Source organism: Okibacterium fritillariae (assembly GCF_052783725.1).
The window spans coordinates 2,421,584-2,435,985 of the sequence record NZ_CP199917.1 but is presented as its reverse complement, the minus strand read 5'-3'; the positions used below and the strand labels follow the sequence as shown (position 1 = coordinate 2,435,985).

The 14,402-nt window shown below is 65.3% G+C and carries 17 protein-coding genes and 1 pseudogene; 8 read left to right on the top strand and 10 right to left on the bottom strand.

Features of this window, described 5'->3' with window-relative positions; translation table 11 throughout:
• Window positions 1–14: 14 nt before the first annotated feature.
• The 5 genes from ACUWEX_RS11200 to ACUWEX_RS11180 form a co-directional block, all read right to left on the bottom strand.
• Window positions 15–599, bottom strand: coding sequence for a hypothetical protein (locus ACUWEX_RS11200; protein WP_445996294.1), 585 nt, complete (start codon window positions 597–599; stop codon window positions 15–17).
• Window positions 596–2,509, bottom strand: coding sequence for an alpha/beta fold hydrolase (locus ACUWEX_RS11195; RefSeq protein WP_445996293.1), 1,914 nt, complete (start codon window positions 2,507–2,509; stop codon window positions 596–598). The genes ACUWEX_RS11200 and ACUWEX_RS11195 overlap by 4 nt, the downstream gene beginning before the upstream one ends.
• 14 nt (window positions 2,510–2,523) lie before the next feature.
• Window positions 2,524–2,826, bottom strand: coding sequence for a hypothetical protein (locus ACUWEX_RS11190; RefSeq protein WP_445996292.1), 303 nt, complete (start codon window positions 2,824–2,826; stop codon window positions 2,524–2,526).
• 251 nt (window positions 2,827–3,077) lie between these two features.
• Window positions 3,078–4,187, bottom strand: coding sequence for an NAD-dependent epimerase/dehydratase family protein (locus ACUWEX_RS11185; protein WP_079728195.1), 1,110 nt, complete (start codon window positions 4,185–4,187; stop codon window positions 3,078–3,080).
• An 8-nt stretch (window positions 4,188–4,195) separates the two neighbouring features.
• Window positions 4,196–5,095, bottom strand: a complete 900-nt coding sequence (locus tag ACUWEX_RS11180; RefSeq protein WP_445996291.1) for an MTAP family purine nucleoside phosphorylase — start codon at window positions 5,093–5,095, stop codon at window positions 4,196–4,198.
• 158 nt (window positions 5,096–5,253) lie between these two features.
• Between ACUWEX_RS11180 and ACUWEX_RS11175 the strand changes: the two genes are divergently transcribed.
• The 4 genes from ACUWEX_RS11175 to ACUWEX_RS11160 are packed head-to-tail and all read left to right on the top strand — an operon-like array spanning window position 5,254 to window position 8,179.
• A complete protein-coding gene (locus ACUWEX_RS11175; RefSeq protein WP_445996290.1) occupies window positions 5,254–6,570 on the top strand; it encodes a molybdopterin molybdotransferase MoeA in 1,317 nt (438 codons plus the stop codon).
• Window positions 6,563–7,039, top strand: coding sequence for a cyclic pyranopterin monophosphate synthase MoaC (gene moaC, locus ACUWEX_RS11170; protein WP_445996289.1), 477 nt, complete (start codon window positions 6,563–6,565; stop codon window positions 7,037–7,039). The genes ACUWEX_RS11175 and moaC overlap by 8 nt, the downstream gene beginning before the upstream one ends.
• The gene (locus ACUWEX_RS11165; protein WP_445996288.1) at window positions 7,036–7,743 is read left to right on the top strand and encodes a MogA/MoaB family molybdenum cofactor biosynthesis protein; all 708 of its coding nucleotides are present in this window, start codon (window positions 7,036–7,038) and stop codon (window positions 7,741–7,743) included. The genes moaC and ACUWEX_RS11165 overlap by 4 nt, the downstream gene beginning before the upstream one ends.
• Window positions 7,733–8,179, top strand: coding sequence for a molybdenum cofactor biosynthesis protein MoaE (locus ACUWEX_RS11160; protein ID WP_445996287.1), 447 nt, complete (start codon window positions 7,733–7,735; stop codon window positions 8,177–8,179). Before ACUWEX_RS11165 ends, ACUWEX_RS11160 begins: the two co-directional genes overlap by 11 nt.
• A gap of 11 nt (window positions 8,180–8,190) precedes the next feature.
• Here the strand turns inward: ACUWEX_RS11160 and ACUWEX_RS11155 are convergent.
• Window positions 8,191–8,487, bottom strand: a pseudogene (locus ACUWEX_RS11155) (AMP-binding enzyme); the annotation flags it as partial.
• 38 nt (window positions 8,488–8,525) lie between these two features.
• Between ACUWEX_RS11155 and ACUWEX_RS11150 the strand changes: the two are divergent.
• The 4 genes from ACUWEX_RS11150 to ACUWEX_RS11135 all read left to right on the top strand — a co-directional run bounded on the left by ACUWEX_RS11150 (window position 8,526) and on the right by ACUWEX_RS11135 (window position 12,184).
• Entirely contained in the window at window positions 8,526–10,121 is a 1,596-nt protein-coding gene (locus ACUWEX_RS11150) for a recombinase family protein (protein WP_445996286.1), read from the top strand.
• Window positions 10,122–10,270: 149 nt separating this feature from the next.
• Window positions 10,271–10,690, top strand: coding sequence for a hypothetical protein (locus ACUWEX_RS11145; protein ID WP_445996285.1), 420 nt, complete (start codon window positions 10,271–10,273; stop codon window positions 10,688–10,690).
• Window positions 10,691–10,757: 67 nt separating this feature from the next.
• Window positions 10,758–11,351, top strand: a complete 594-nt coding sequence (locus tag ACUWEX_RS11140) for a hypothetical protein (RefSeq protein ID WP_445996284.1) — start codon at window positions 10,758–10,760, stop codon at window positions 11,349–11,351.
• A 65-nt stretch (window positions 11,352–11,416) separates the two neighbouring features.
• Complete coding sequence (locus tag ACUWEX_RS11135) at window positions 11,417–12,184, top strand: hypothetical protein (RefSeq protein ID WP_445996283.1); 768 nt, start codon at window positions 11,417–11,419, stop codon at window positions 12,182–12,184.
• 60 nt (window positions 12,185–12,244) lie between these two features.
• On the opposite strand, the gene ACUWEX_RS11130 is transcribed toward ACUWEX_RS11135, so the two are convergent.
• The 4 genes from ACUWEX_RS11130 to ACUWEX_RS11115 form a co-directional block, all read right to left on the bottom strand.
• Window positions 12,245–12,424, bottom strand: a complete 180-nt coding sequence (locus tag ACUWEX_RS11130; protein WP_445996282.1) for a hypothetical protein — start codon at window positions 12,422–12,424, stop codon at window positions 12,245–12,247.
• A gap of 54 nt (window positions 12,425–12,478) precedes the next feature.
• Window positions 12,479–12,721 carry a hypothetical protein gene (locus tag ACUWEX_RS11125; protein ID WP_445996281.1) on the bottom strand — a complete coding sequence of 81 codons (243 nt, stop codon included), beginning with the start codon at window positions 12,719–12,721 and terminating at the stop codon, window positions 12,479–12,481.
• Between the two features lie 325 nt (window positions 12,722–13,046).
• A complete protein-coding gene (locus tag ACUWEX_RS11120) occupies window positions 13,047–13,394 on the bottom strand; it encodes a hypothetical protein (RefSeq protein WP_445996280.1) in 348 nt (115 codons plus the stop codon).
• A gap of 556 nt (window positions 13,395–13,950) precedes the next feature.
• The gene (locus ACUWEX_RS11115; protein ID WP_445996279.1) at window positions 13,951–14,388 is read right to left on the bottom strand and encodes a prepilin-type N-terminal cleavage/methylation domain-containing protein; all 438 of its coding nucleotides are present in this window, start codon (window positions 14,386–14,388) and stop codon (window positions 13,951–13,953) included.
• Window positions 14,389–14,402 lie beyond the last annotated feature (14 nt).

Below are 14,402 nucleotides of genomic sequence, written 5' to 3'. Positions count from 1 at the left end.
TCGGTGTCGCCTTGTCACGAAGGCTCAGCGGGGTGCGGGAGCGGTTCCGACGGAGGGACGGATGGGGGCGTTCCATACTGCTTCTCATACGGATCGGGGAGCGTCGAGGCTATGTCCTCGCGGATGGTGTACCAATCACCTCCTACGCACCGGCCTTCGACGTCGAGCAATATGACCCCGAGGTCGAGCCCGTAAGAGAGAGTGACGCCGCCCGGCGCTCTGGCGGTTATGGCGCGATGTTCAGCCGCGTAAGAGGTGGTTTCAAGAGCAAAGCCCAGCGATTGCCAATAGTGAAGAATGCGGTTCGTGGGCCCTTCGATGTCGGTCAGTCCGTCCTGGCGTCGGCCGCCTGACCAATAGACGCCGTCGCTGTGTGAACTGACGTCGCATTCTTCCGGAAGTGGGCTTTCCTCGATATGCCAGTTTCCGCCGATGACATTCGAAGCGTTCTCGAGAAGGCTATGGACTTCGGCTCGGGCTTCAGCGGGGGTCGTGATGATTTCGGGGTCACCTTTCTTCTGTTCGATGAGGTCACTCGTCGATGTGCATCCCGTCAGGAGCAGCGCGACGAGCGAGACCGAGATGCTCAGCCACCTCATCGCAGGTACTCTCCGTGCACATGCAAGTCGGTGCGTCTGCCGTCCGTGACGTTCTCACCGCGAAGGATGCGACGAATGTTATGCAGGCTTTCCGTATCGGCGCCGAAGTACTTGCGACGATCGTCGGTTTCGCTCCCACCCACGGCGTTGTGTCCGACGACGGGCTCGAGCCTCGTTCCGTCCGTCAAGGTTGCGCCATCCACCCCGAAAACACGCGCGCCCCAGGCTTCGCTTTCGGGGTCGACTCGTCCGCCTACTTTCTGGCCGAATCTCGCCAACACATCCGTCTGCGCTTGAGAGACGAAGACCTGCTCCGCTGGAACATTGAGGTCGGATAATGCCAGGTGATCCGGTATGCCCGCCGAACCCACGAGTACGACGGAATCCACGGCGAGAGGACGTGTGGCGAGAGCCAGGGCCACCAGAGTCGAGCCATACGAGTGGCCGATCACGGATGTGCGGGGAGAGACCCCCGTTGTCGAAGTCACGATTGATGTCGCGGCGATGTCCGCTGCGAGACGAGAAGCGCCCTCGCGCGCTCGATCGTCCCGGGGCACTTCGGCTGGACCTGGGCTGTCGTAATTCAGCCAGAGGACGACGGCCGAGTCCTCGTCCTTCGAACGGATCCGCGCCGCAGCGCGAGCGTAATCCGGCAATTCAGCGACGCTACTGTTCATGCCGGGGACGAGGTAGCTCACGTTTGTCGCGCTCGAAAGGTCGCCGATAGACACCGCGACACGTGGTCTGCCCGGCATTGCATCGTCGAGGGTGACGAGGTATTCGGGCGGGTTGTCATGGCGAGCACTACCCGTGCCGTAGCGCTTCAGGAGCAAGCCAAAAGCACTCAGTCGCGCAGCGGCGTCGGCCATCCCCGGGTCGCCGTCATAACTGCGCGGCCCGTCTCGGCCGGCGAGCTCGCGGTAATGCGAGGCGGCAGCGTCATGCAACCCCTGCAGGCGTTGCACGTTTGCGTAGTCACGGTCGAGCGGGGACACCCCCGGCATGGTCCCCACCCGCTCGGGATTTCGGTCGGCCAGACGTTTGCGAAACGCCGGGCTCAGGCCCGCCCAGATTCCGGCCACCTGCGCAACGGGCATCGTGCCCAGAGCCGCTAGCGCCCCATCGGCGTCGGTGCCGTAAGCGCTTTCAAACGCGGCGCCGTCGAGCGTAGCCCAGGCGCGCAGGAGGTCGGAGGTGTCGGCGTCGAGTCGCGAGCCCACGTGGCCCGTCCGTGGCACCCCCGCGGCGTCGAAAACGGGGAGGTCGTCGAGACCACGGACGGCGGCCTCGTCGGCGCGGGCGCGGGCGTCGACCTGTGCTTGCCAGAGCTGCCTGACGGTGGCCAGCTGGTTGAGACATTCGCGCCACGCGGCCTGTGCGCGTTCGACGGTGGCCACATCCGCCGCGTCGATGCCGAACGGCGGTGTGCCAGAAGACGAGCTGGGGGAGACCGCGGCCGCCGGAGTATCCGGAATGACGTCCCACCGGAATGTCCAGTCGCCCAACGCCTCGCTTCCGAGAACGCGATCGATCGCGCGGGCGTGAGAGCGAATGTCTGCAAGTTCCGCCGTGGCCCGTGCACGAAGCCGGGAGCATTCGCTAGCGATCGCCTCGACGGACACCGCATAGGCGATAAAGGTCGCCCGATAGCCGTCGAACGTGGCCGCGGCCGTGCCGAGTCGTTCCTGGAGAAGCGAGGCGGTGCCGGTGAGCGCCGCCGTAGCCTGCGACACGTTCGCGTCGAACAGGGCCCCGGCGCCGCTGATGTTCTCGGCCATGGCGCGGTACGTCTGTGCCTGCAGAGCGAACCCCTGGCCGCTCCTCAGGATCTCGGCGAAGTCGCCTCGGCCGGGATCGTCGAGTCCACCGAGCGGGCCGCCCGCTGCGAACAGTTCGTCGCCCGTCTCCACCCGTCTCGCGTGCCTCACGGGGCGACCGCCTGGGCGAGTGCGTCATCGGCGTCGCGGAACCCCGCACGAGCCGCGGACACCGATTCAGACATCCGGCCCATCGATTCGACGAGACCCGCGCCCATCATCTGCACGGCGTGCCCCGCGTTCTGCATCGCCCGCGCCACCACAGCCGACCCGATCGTTTCGGTTGACGCCATGCGCATGCGCGCGAGAAGCAGCGGCACCGTCACACCCGCGATGTAGGCCGCGACGGCCCGATCGACGAGCGCCTTTCCTTCGTCGATGTCTGCATACGTGATCGTGAGATCGGCCATGGCGCCCCGCCCCGGAACCGTCGGCTACTGCGCAGGGCGGCGGTTCCCTCATCCGCGATGCCCTGTCAAAGTAGCCCGCTTGCGCGACCTCCCGAGGGCGTATCGGGCGGTCGAAAACGGCGAACGTGAGGCTTATTTCAGAACGACGACGAAGTGGCCCCTGTTCGGGTGGGTCGGCCCTGTCGAGGCCTGTTGCAGCCGCCGAGAGGTCGGCCCCAAAATCTGCGCCCCCGACGGCGTGTCAGCAGAAACTACCGCTGCACGGCATCCCGCAGCGGCGCGTTCGCGAACTCCCGCATCCCGTCGTCGAACCCGACGCGCGCCCGGTAACCCAGCTCAGTCGCCAGACGCTCCGACGACGCCGTGATGTGGCGCACATCGCCCAGGCGGTACTCGCCGGTCACGACGGGGGCCGGGCCACCCGCGTGGCGACTCAACGCCTCGGCCATGTCGCCGATCGTGTGTACGTGGCCCGACCCGACGTTATAGGCGCGGAATGATCCGGATGCCGCATCCGCCGTCGCTGCCAACGCCGCGAGGTTCGCCCCCGCAATGTCGTCGACGTGCACGAAGTCGCGGCGCTGACCGCCGTCCTCGAACACGCGCGGCGCCTCGCCGCGAGCCAGCGCCGAACGGAACAGCGACGCCACCCCCGCATAGGGCGTGTTCTGCGGCATACCGGGGCCGTAGACGTTGTGATAGCGCAGGGCAATCGCGCGACCGCCCGTGCTGCGCGCCCACGACGTGGCCAGATACTCCTGGGTCAGCTTCGTGATGGCATAGACGTTGCGCGGGTCGAGCGGCGCATCCTCTTCGATCAGCACGGATTCGAGCGGCTCGCCTGTGGTCTCGTCGAGCGGGTCGAAGCGCCCGGCGTCGAGGTCGGAGATGTGCCGCGGCCCGGGGCGCACGAAGCGCTCGCCCGCACGGTAGCGCCCCTCGCCGTAGACGACCATCGACGAGGCCACGACGAGCCGGTCGATGCCGGCGGTGTCGAGGGCCGCCAACAGCACGGCGGTGCCCAGGTCGTTCGAGCCGACATAGTCGGGGGCGTCCTGGAAGTCGACGCCGAGGCCCACCTTCGCGGCCTGGTGGCACACGGCGTCGACGCCGTCGAGGAGCGCCGGCATGGCATGCGGGTCGGTCACATCGGCGCGGATGAATTCGGCGCGCGGGTCGATGGTGGGCGGGCCGCCGTGCACGTCGGCCCGCAGGTTGTCGGCGATGCGCACCTGCCACCCGGCGTCGAGGGCCGCGCGCACGATGGCGCTGCCGATGAAGCCGGCGCCGCCCGTGACGAGCAGCCGCCCGGGCGACGACGGCGACGGGGCTGCTGCCGCGGGAGTGCCGTCGGGTGACATCGCGTCGCTCACAGCGTGGCGGTGGGCGCGGCGTGGGCTCCGGCATCCGCGCGTCGAACCGGGCGCGAGAGCACCTCGGCCACGGCGTCGGGAGCCACCTGATCGCGCGGCACGAAGTCGGCGGGGATGGAGCGGATGATCGCCTCGAGCGCTGCGACGATGCGCGGCTGGGCGTCGGCGAGGCGGTGCAGCACGAGCTGGTGGCTCACCGCATCCTCGTCCTTCTCGGCCCCGGCTTCGGGCGCCAGGCCGGCGTCGCTGTCGGTCACGAACGAGAGGTTGATGGTCTCGATGTTGAGCTCTCCGGCGAGCGGCACCTCGGGATACATCGTCATGTTGATGGTGTGCGCCCCGGCGGCACGGAACCACAGGGATTCGGCGCGCGTGGAGAAACGCGGTCCCTGGATGACGACGCACGTGCCCGAGGCGCGGAACGGCCCGCCATCCTGACGCACGGCTTCGACAGCCAGCGCGTGCAGCTCGGGCGAGAACGGGTCGGCCTGCATGAGGTGCTGCACGGCGCCCTGGTCGTAGAACGTGTCGGGGCGCGACGACGTGCGGTCGATGTACTGGTCGGTGACGACGAGCGTGCCCGGCGGAACCTCGGGGCTGACGCCGCCGACGGCCGACGACGACAGGATGGTCTTCACGCCGAGTGAGGCCAGCGCCCAGATGTTGGCGCGGAAGTTGATGAGGTGCGGCGGCACCGAGTGGTCGGAGCCGTGCCGGGTGAGGAACGCGACGCGGCGCCCGCCCATCTCGCCCACCGTGACGGGGCTCGAGGGCCGGCCGTAGGGGGTGTCGATGTCGACGGTTTCGGCGGTGCCCTCGGCGAAGAGCCGGTAGAGGCCCGAGCCGCCGATGACGGCGATGTCGGCGTGCAGGGCGGGGGATGTCGTGTCGGTCACGGTGCTCCAGACGTGTGCGTGCGCGAGGGGCGCGGGCGAGGTGGGCGGCGAACCGCCCAGAACAAGTATGCGGGTGGCCGTCGGGCGCGCCAAGATAGGGGGAGGAGCGGGGCGAGCCTTGCGGGCCCTCCGCCGGGCGACTATGAGACGAGACGGTCATGAGTGACGGGATGGTGCCGACATCCGTTCGTGTGGTGCGTTCGGTCGATGAACACCGCGAGGTCGTGCGCGTTCTGCTCGCGCCCCTGGCGGCACGGCTCGGCGCCGACGAGCTGGCGGTCTCGGCCGAGCGGATGTCGCGGCATCCTCACGATTACGACGGCCGGGTCTTAGCCGCCGATGTCACCGCGCCGATCGATCTGCCGCCCTTCGACAACTCCCAGATGGATGGCTATGCCGTGGCGAGCGACGACCTGGTGGATGCCTCGGGCGAGCGACCCGTGGCACTGCGTGTGGCCGCGCACATCCCCGCCGGGTCGACGGGCCGGCCGCTCGAGCGCGGGTGGGCGGCACCGATCATGACGGGCGCGCCGATCCCCGATGGCGCCGATGCCGTCGTGCCCATCGAGCAGGTCGATCCGCCCCAGTTCTTCCCCGACGTCGATGTCTCCCAGCACGCCGTGGCCCCGCCTGTCGCGCGATTCACCCGCCCCGTCGCCCCCGGCACGTATCGTCGTGTGCGCGGCAGCGACATCGCGGCGGGCAGCCTCCTCCTCGCGGCCGGCACGCGGCTGGGTGCCGCCCAGTGGGGTGTGCTCGCGGCATCCGGCGTCGCCACCGTGCCGGTGCGCCGCCGCGTGCGCGTCACGGTGCTCTCGACCGGTCACGAGCTGCGTCAGCCCGGCGACGAGCTCGGCCCCGGCCAGATCTTCGACGCCAACAGCGCGGCGCTGACGCGTGCGCTCGCCGAGGTCGGCGCCGACGTGCGCACGGTGGCCGCCGTCTCCGACGATCGCGAGGCGTTCTCGCGGCAACTCGCGGCCCTGGGTGCCGAGACCGATCTTCTCGTCACCACGGGCGGGGTCAGCGCGGGCGCCTACGAGGTCGTGCGCGAAACCCTGGCCGGGGCCGGAGTCGACTTCGTGGGCGTGCGCATGCAGCCGGGCGGGCCGCAGGGCTCGGGCGCGCTGCGCGACACGGGGATGCCGGTCGTCACGTTCCCCGGAAACCCCGTCTCGGCGCTCATCTCGTTCGAGGTGTTCCTCCGGCCCGTGTTGCTCGAACTCGCCGGGGCCCGCGCATCCGATCGTCAGCGCCTGCGTGTCACCCTCGCCGAGGATGCGACGTCGCCGGTCGAGAAGCACCAGATCCGCCGCGGGCGCCTGCGCGAGGACGGCCGTGTCGAGCTCATCGGCGGCCCCGGATCCCATCTCTTACACGCCTACGCCGCCTCGGCGTTGCTCGTGCACATCCCCGCCGGTGTGGCATCCGTCACGGCCGGCGACACCCTCGACGCCTGGAGGATCGATGACTGATCTGCCCCTCACCCACCTGCGGCCCGACGGGTCGGCCCACATGGTCGACGTCAGCGACAAGCCGGTGACGACGCGCATCGCCACCGCGCAGGCCGTGCTGCACACGCGCGCCGATGTGGTGGCGCAGGTGACGTCGGGCACGCTGCCGAAGGGTGAGGCGCTGGGAACGGCTCGCATCGCGGGCATCATGGCCGCCAAACAGACGTCCACGCTGATTCCGCTGTGTCATCCCTTGCCGATCAGCTCGGTCACGATCGACATCGAGCCGCAGGGGTCCGACCTGCTGGTGCTCGCCTCGGTGAAGACATCGGGGGTCACGGGCGTCGAGATGGAGGCGCTCACGGCGGCCAGCGTTGCGGCCCTCACCCTCTACGACATGATCAAGGCGGTCGATCGCGAGGCCGTTATCGGCGAGATCCTCGTGCGACAGAAGTCCGGCGGACGCTCGGGCGATTGGAGCCGGTCATGATCGACGAACGATCGGATGACGCGGGCGACACGTCCTCGGGGCACGCCGCGGGTGCAGCGGGGGAGCACGCCCCGACCGGCGCGGGCACGGGTGCTGGCGCCGGCGCGGCGGACAGCGGAGACTCGTCGTTCGTCTCGAGCACGGGCGCTACGTCGCTCGAGGATCTGTCGATGCCGGGCTCGGGCGGCCCTGACGAGGTCGTCGACGGCGTCCCCGCGGCGGCGGCAGCGGGGCGCGCCCGCGTGATCGTCGCCTCCACCCGCGCCGCCGAGGGCACCTTCATCGACCGCACGGGTCCGCTCATCGAGGCGTGGCTGCGGCAGCGCGCGTTCGACACCCCCGACCCGCTCGTGGTCGCGGACGGTCCGGCCGTGGGCGATGCGCTGCGTCAGGCTCTCGCGGAGGACGTCGACATCGTCGTCACGACGGGCGGAACGGGCATCTCGCCGACTGATGCGACGCCCGAGCAGACATCCGCCCTGCTCGACCGCACGATCCCGGGTTTTGCCGAGGAGTTGCGCCGGCGCGGAGCCCAGGTGTCCTCGCGCGCGCTGCTCAGCCGCGGAATCGCGGGCGTCGCCGGGCGCACCCTGGTCGTCAACCTGCCGGGTTCGCCGGGCGGTGTCGAGGACGGCCTGCAACTCCTCGGCGAGATCCTGGAGCACGCCCTCGACCAGCTGTCGGGCGGCACGCATGACGCCTGACCTGAGCCGAACGGGTGTCGTCGCGCTCGCCGATGTCGTCGACCGTCCGATCTCGATCGCCGAGTGCGAGACGCTCGTGGCCGACGACCGTTTTGGCGCCGTCGTCACCTTCGCGGGAGTCGTCCGCAATCACGACGAGGGCCGGGGCGTGCTGACGCTCTCCTACACGGCCCACCCCTCGGCGGCGTCGGTCATCGCGGATGTCGCGCGCGACGTCGCGGCCCGCTTCCCGGATGTCTCGCTCGCCGTTCTCCACCGTGTCGGCGACCTCGGCATCGGCGACATCGCCCTGGCTGCGGCGGTTGCCTCGGCCCACCGCGCGCCAGCCTTCGAGGCCGCCGCGCTGCTCGTCGACCTCGTCAAGGAGCGGGTACCGATCTGGAAGGAACAGTCCTTCGACGACGGCCAGACCGAGTGGGTGTCCGCCCTCGGTTGAGCCGGAGTCGGTCAGCCCACCTTTTCGGTGATGATCTGCATCACGGTGGTGTCGGCCAGCGTCGTGGTGTCGCCGATCTCGCGCCCCTCGGCGACGTCCCGCAGCAGCCGCCGCATGATCTTGCCCGACCGCGTCTTCGGCAGCTCGTTCACGACGAAGATCTGGCGGGGCCGGGCGATGGGCCCGATCTGCTCGCCGACGTGCGTGCGGAGAACGGCCTGAATATCTTCGACGGCCTTCGATTCCTCCAGCTGGCTCTCCTTGATGATGACGAAGGCGACGACCGCCTGGCACGTTGTTGTTCCACTATGTGTAAGCATTGGGTCAACGAATGAGAGGGATCGTCATGGTCGTGACCCCGAAAGCTGCCATCTACGCACGCATCAGTGATGATCGCGAGGGAGAAGGGTTGGGCGTCGAGCGGCAAGAACAAGACTGCCGTGAGCTCGCGGCTCAGCTCGGTTTCGAGGTCGTCGCGGTCTACGTAGACAACGACATCGGAGCGTCCGAGCGAACGGCGAAAGCAAAAGTCCGAGTCCAGTATCAGGCGATGCTGGAGCATGCCCGCGCTGGCGGCTTTCGGTACATCGTCGCCTACTCGAACTCGCGGCTAACCCGACGAGTCAAGGAGTATCTGGAACTGATCGATCTTTACAGGGAACACAAGGTCGAGATCCGCACCAAGGTTTCCGGCGATCACAACCTCGCCACAGCCGATGGCCGCGCGGTGGCTTTGACTCTGGCCACATGGGACGCAGCCGAGGCTGAGCGCATCTCGGAACGGATCAAGAGGGCCAATCTGCAAAAGGCTTACAACGGTGAGCCGGGGATTCAACACCGACGCGCGTTCGGCTTCGAGCAAGACGCGAAGACTCATCGCCCCGACGAAGTTGCGCATATCCGGGAAGCAGTAAAGGCCGTCATCGCAGGCGCGTCCGTCACGTCGATCAGACACAGGTGGCAGGCCGCTGGTGTTCTGACTTCCGAGGGACGCGCGGACTGGGGATGGACTCCGGTCTACCGCGTTCTATCCGGCTGGAAGACCGCCGGGGTGCGAAGCCTTAACGGCGAACCGCTGTATGACGGCGATGGAGACATGGTCATGGGCAATTGGGAACCCATCATCTCTCTCGAAGAGCGGGCTGCGGTGATGGCCATGCTTGAAAGACGAACGCGTAGGGGAGTCAAAGAGGGCACCTGGCTTCTCAGCGACCTGCTTCGCTGCGGGGTCTGTGGTGGGAAGCTTTACGGTCAGCGGGCTGAGCCAGAGGACCGAAGTAGCTACGCCTGCAACAGCGGCAAGACCTCTAACCACCTGGCGATCAACGCAACGCGACTCGACGAACTGGTCACCTCAGAAGTGTTCGAGTACCAGACCGCCCGAGCCTTTCGAGGGATAGACCAGCCGGTGGCGACCCAAACCGTGTGGGCTGGCGAAGAGAAACTGGCCAACACTAGTGCGCGCATCGATGAGCTGATGGAGATGTTCGGACAGGGCGTCCTAAGTGGGGAGGTCATTACCCCGCAGATCCAAAAGCTCGAAGTGCAGCGCTCCGACCTGCGCAAAGACCGCGACCTGCATTACGCGGTGACGAGCCTTGCGCCTGCTTCACGCGAAGAGATGGCCTGGACAAGTAGCAGGGTGTTGAGCGACACGCAGGCGCTGTTCGATGAGCGCCAGATCGCTATTCGTTCCGAGGTGGAGCTTGTTTGGGTGAGGAAAGCGACCAAGGGCGCCGGGTCTCGATCCTCGGAGGCTTTTAACGAGCGGGTAGACATCACCTGGAAGCAGCCGCATCAAGAAATTGAGAAGCTGTCGCCCGAAGAATGGGCGCAGCTCAGGGTCAACGCGGATAGCGACCCGAAGATGGTAGCTCGCCTCTGGGACATGTTCACGATTGACGATCCAGCGGACGCCGACCCGGACGGCGCAACGCCGTAGACGCTGTTCTAAGCGTCAGTCACGACAAGACGTGGGATTGTCGATGGTCGTCGGGCCGTGCTGCTAGATCGCTGACTACAGCGTCGTAGATGGTTTTCCGGCGACGGGCGCGAGCGTGTCCGCAAAACTCATCAGGGGGAGGTTCGATCATGGCTGGTTTCTCGCGTGGCGAGTGGCTGGAAGTCATTCGCGAAGTCTGGAAGAAGCGAACGGATGCCGTCACGGCGCTCGATGAAGCGAGTGCGCTCCTTCGACCCGGCAAGACTCGGCCCTCGGGTGACGTGGAGGAGTACATCGATCAAAAGACTCCACAGTGGGAGGTCGCATACGCGAGGATCGCTGACGCGGAGGATGCAGTGAAGCGAACTCGCAAAGAGTGGAAGAGAGACATGGCTAGGGCGACCTCATGGAGGGATGAAGCGCACTCTCTTGCCTGGTTGGAGTGGATCTTCGAAACCGGTCACACGTTACAGGGCTTAAACGAACTAGAGCAGGCAGTACCCGATCACCTCGACCTCAACAGTGACCCTCGATTGAGGGCCGCCAAACGTCGCGGTATCGCCATTTAAGTGAGACAGCCTCTGCTAACTTCGATGATGGGGGAGATGCCCCTTGTACACACGAGAGGGCTACCCCTTGGCTGAGACTACTTACTACATCGTCGGCGAGAAGCTGGAACTGAAGGATGGCTTTATCGAGCCTTCAGAAACGTCCTTCACCGGCGACCTCTCCGAGCTGTATGAGAACAACGGGAAGCTCCTCGCTTCCACGCTCGAAGAGTGGACGAGAAAAGTTGTCGCAAGCGAGGACATCCAACTTGCCCTCGGCATCCAGTTGCGAGTCGCGACCAAGGAGGATCTTGCAGGGCGCGAGGACGAACTCGAAATCTTCGATGCCTTCCGTCAGGTAGCCAGTGCGCGCGAAAGGGCCGAGCGCGAGGAGCTCGAAGGCAAGACGAAGGTTGTGCACTACTTCTCGGACACCATCACGACGGAGAAGGAAGCGACCGCCTTCCTTAAGAACTACCGCACCTCAGCGAACCGGATGAGCTTCTTCATCGAGCAGGTTGCTAGCGCAGAGGCGAAAAGCCAAACGGGGTGGAAGTTCAGCCCGGTCGCGGCGAAGGCTCTCGCAAACGCGTGGACGGCAACCGCTGGAACGGACTCGACCAAGAAGGCAAAGCTGATGGACGGACCTCGCTACAAGCTCGTTCAAACCTGGTCGAAGTAGGCCGGTATCTACTCGCAAGACCCCCGACCGAAGAAGGTCGGGGGTCTTGCTCGTAAAGGACAGTCATGACTGAGGTTGAAACAGTGATTGCCGGCTTTCGGGGACGCATTCAGCAGAAGCACCTTGCCGTGGGCAAGTTCGCCGCCGTGGTCGTGGACGAGGAAACTCGTGCGGAGCTGATGGCTGCCCTCGCGCCCTACGACCTAAGAGTCTTCGTGAAGGTGGCGGCTCAGCCGATCGCCTTTGACGACATCGAAGAGTCCAAGACGGACAAGATCGAAATTGCTTACACGGGCGTGATCGAGGTTCGACACATGAAGCCGACCGGCTTCGGAAAGATCCACAACAAGAACATCTTCAAAGCGGCCGTGGCGCTCTACAAAACCTTTGGCGTTTTCGAGCCGGTGATCCTCCGCAAGGACATGACCGTGATCGACGGCGAGATGCGCGTAGCAGCGGCGAAAGAGCTAGACCTTGACCGCTTACCCGCCATCGTCTTGAACGCCACCGAGCTACAGGCTAAGTTCCTTCGGCTGGTCCTGAACAAGAGCAATGAGTTTCAGCGGTGGCACTGGGACGAAGTGGACGCGTTCCTTGAACAGCACCCCGAGTTCCTTCCCCACCTCGAACCGCTCGGCATATTCGGTGAGCGCGTGGTGCCGAAGAGCTACCTGGCGAAATCGGTCACGGACTATGAGATTCACGAAGAGACAATCGGGAAGACGCAGCAGGCCGCGTACAAGCAGGAACACGGGTTAGCTCGATGGGCGACCATCGAACGGGCTGAACGTGCCATCGAAGAGCAGGTGCGCGCGATTCGTCGGAAGAAGTAGCGCCGACACCTCTGAACACCGCCCACAAGGTCTACTTGGGCGGCGTTCGTGTTCGCAGGGTCAGGGTTCGCTCCGAGTGTTGTAGGCCATCGGCACGCCGTTCATCACCGTTACGCTCACGATGACTTCGGCGTCACGGGCTGCCTCGGCCAGGGTGTCTTGGAGGGACTGGAACAGTTCAGCGCGAACGTGGTCATGCGCTTCTGTCGCGGCGTATATCTGCACGGTGGTTACTCTCATGGAGAAAGCCCCGGCTACATGAGCAGGGGCTTTCAGGTGGACGAGTGAAAATGATCAGCGCTTCTTGATCGCGTCGAGTGACTCCGCGAACTCGGTGAGGGCCTTGAGGCTGGCAGCCAGCTTGCCCTCCGCCTCGCGCTTCGAGGGAGCGAAGAACGGACGGGCGCGCTTCGCGTCGTTGAAGATCTCGGTCAGCTCGTGGCGCACCAGGGCGATGGTGCGGGACACATCGGTACGTTCGATGGTGGCGATGTCGTCGGCGGCGGGGGCGGTCTTGGTGTTCGTTGCGTTCGTCATGTAGCCAACAATGCCAAGCACTAGTAGCCAGTCAATGGGCTACTAGACCTTTTTTCTACGCCCTGCCTGAGGCTCAAAACCGCTTCATCTCAGAGGTCGAAAAGTCCCCAATGGCCAGTAGGCGAGGCCAGTGGTGAGAGGGCGTCTAAGACGGATCTTTCAGCGAAAACCTCAGTCTCGACAAGTTGTACAGGGCGAGACGGGAAGCTGCTTAGCGCCGCTGATAGCTCGCCTACGCCGCGCATGACGAAGCCCGGTCGGCCTCCCAGGTGTGTTTGCAAACGGGATTAGAAAGAGGCCGACCGACCTTCGAGCTTGTGGGAGGTCAGTCGATGATGGAGTCAGGTTCGACGTGCACTTCGGTGATGTTGCTCATGAGTTCGATGTGAGCGGCACGGACAGCTACCGCGGCACGGTTAGCAGCCTTCTCCGGATTCATCGTCACGTTCGACACGAGCATCTCGGCGTACTGGTCGTCCGTAGAGCCAATGAAGTCCGCTTCGTTTTGCAGCTTCTCAAGAGGTAAGCCACTCAGCTTGGCGAGGCGCGGCAGATCCGCCCCGCGTGCAGCGTCACCGAGAGTCCAGAGCTTCAGCTGACCCACGCTCAGGCTTTCAGCCCATTCCGCTTTTGCCTCTATTGCCTTCAAATCAAGAGCGTCATCGTCGTTCATAGCCATAACGCTAGAGGATCGTGCGGTCGATCGGGCGCGGTCACGGAGCCTCACAAGAGCGCCGGAAGCGGTGTAGACACTTCGGCGTCCGCTCGGGGCGTCGGCGGTGAAAGTGCCGTCCGATTCGAGGGCGCTTACGTAAATCGTGATCCGTGCGCCGTTCTCGGTGCGTACCTCAGGCCCTCCGCCTTGGGCGGCAATACCCTGCCGCCCGATGACGTGAGCGCGGTCACCGATGGGGCAGAGCGAGACGCCTTGACCCTTTCGCTTCACAGCACGGCAGCGCATCCATTCCTGGTCTGCGGTCAAGTGGTAGCGCGTGTTACTCATGGTGCCCTCCCGGTTCCGTACAAGGTTGACCGGACTATCAACTGGACCGAAGCTAGCAAGCCTCAACGGCACCAGCCGTTCTAGGACTGCGGCTCGGTCGGTGGTGTCGATGTCAGGAGCGACAGCAACGCACTGCGAGACCGCCGGCTACGGGCTAGTGGACGCATGAAAAACCCCCTCCGCGACGAGCCATCGAAACGCGAAGGGGGTTCTACCTCTTCAACCGTTACTTAATATCAAGGTGGCCTGAGTCCCACGGTTGGAGCTTTTTGCAAATCGGTGGTCCGTCTACTCGATGGATGGACTCGCCGGTGCTGTCGTCTATCTGGAAGACCGAGTACGCGCAAGTGACATCGCTGTCTGCGCCTGGGTCGAACTGCTTTTGAGAAGCTGGCGGGAAGATCGAAGCCATTGTGTAAATCTCGCCCTGGCGGAGGTTGCCCCTCATAAGCGATTGCTGAGAGTTGTCCTGGGCGTTGAGCGCGGTGAGTTCGGTGATCGCGTTTCCGTTGGACGTGTCTAGCGATTGCACGCGAACGTTGTCGCGGATCAGGCCGTAGCTGGGTATGGCGATGGCGGTAAGTATGCCGATGATCACGACGACGATGACCAGCTCGATCAGGGTGAAGCCATCATCGTTCTTGGCCTTTCTAAGTCTGTACATTGCGGTCTCCTGGT

Coding starts and splice junctions, on each gene's coding strand:
- ACUWEX_RS11115 (WP_445996279.1), bottom strand. CDS start 14,388: ATGTACAGACTTAGAAAGGCCAAGAACGATGATGGCTTCACCCTGATC.
- ACUWEX_RS11145 (WP_445996285.1), top strand. CDS start 10,271: ATGGCTGGTTTCTCGCGTGGCGAGTGGCTGGAAGTCATTCGCGAAGTC.
- ACUWEX_RS11165 (WP_445996288.1), top strand. CDS start 7,036: ATGATCGACGAACGATCGGATGACGCGGGCGACACGTCCTCGGGGCAC.
- ACUWEX_RS11125 (WP_445996281.1), bottom strand. CDS start 12,721: ATGACGAACGCAACGAACACCAAGACCGCCCCCGCCGCCGACGACATC.
- ACUWEX_RS11200 (WP_445996294.1), bottom strand. CDS start 599: ATGAGGTGGCTGAGCATCTCGGTCTCGCTCGTCGCGCTGCTCCTGACG.
- ACUWEX_RS11185 (WP_079728195.1), bottom strand. CDS start 4,187: ATGTCACCCGACGGCACTCCCGCGGCAGCAGCCCCGTCGCCGTCGTCG.
- ACUWEX_RS11175 (WP_445996290.1), top strand. CDS start 5,254: ATGAGTGACGGGATGGTGCCGACATCCGTTCGTGTGGTGCGTTCGGTC.
- moaC (WP_445996289.1), top strand. CDS start 6,563: ATGACTGATCTGCCCCTCACCCACCTGCGGCCCGACGGGTCGGCCCAC.
- ACUWEX_RS11150 (WP_445996286.1), top strand. CDS start 8,526: ATGGTCGTGACCCCGAAAGCTGCCATCTACGCACGCATCAGTGATGAT.
- ACUWEX_RS11135 (WP_445996283.1), top strand. CDS start 11,417: ATGACTGAGGTTGAAACAGTGATTGCCGGCTTTCGGGGACGCATTCAG.
- ACUWEX_RS11120 (WP_445996280.1), bottom strand. CDS start 13,394: ATGAACGACGATGACGCTCTTGATTTGAAGGCAATAGAGGCAAAAGCG.
- ACUWEX_RS11130 (WP_445996282.1), bottom strand. CDS start 12,424: ATGAGAGTAACCACCGTGCAGATATACGCCGCGACAGAAGCGCATGAC.
- ACUWEX_RS11190 (WP_445996292.1), bottom strand. CDS start 2,826: ATGGCCGATCTCACGATCACGTATGCAGACATCGACGAAGGAAAGGCG.
- ACUWEX_RS11160 (WP_445996287.1), top strand. CDS start 7,733: ATGACGCCTGACCTGAGCCGAACGGGTGTCGTCGCGCTCGCCGATGTC.